Genomic DNA, 324 nt, shown 5'->3' with positions numbered 1-324 from the left:
CAGAACCGGATAACTTTATCAGCCTATTATTCTATTTCGGAATGTTGACTATCAGTGGGACTTTAGAAGGAGAAACGAAGTTGACTATTCCCAATCAAGTAGTACGTGAACAATTGTACAGTTACTTATTAGATACCTACAACGAAGCGGACCTCCGCTTTGACAACTGGGAAAAAGGAAAACTGGCATCCGCTATGGCTTATCGTGGCGACTGGAAAGCCTACTTCGATTATATCGCCGAATGTCTGCACCGATATTCTTCCCAGAGAGACAAGCAAAAAGGCGAAGCATACGTACATGGATTTACGTTGGCTATGACCGCAC

The 324-nt window shown here is 43.5% G+C and carries 1 pseudogene; it reads left to right on the top strand.

Annotated features, from left to right (window positions below):
• Nucleotides 1-324 (top strand): annotated as a pseudogene (locus tag KTR06_RS24410) (AAA family ATPase); the annotation flags it as partial.

Source organism: Bacteroides sp. MSK.20.12 (assembly GCF_019052435.1).
Classification (GTDB): domain Bacteria; phylum Bacteroidota; class Bacteroidia; order Bacteroidales; family Bacteroidaceae; genus Bacteroides; species Bacteroides xylanisolvens.
Note: the sequence above shows the minus strand (reverse complement) of the source record. Positions and strands in the feature narration are given on the sequence as shown.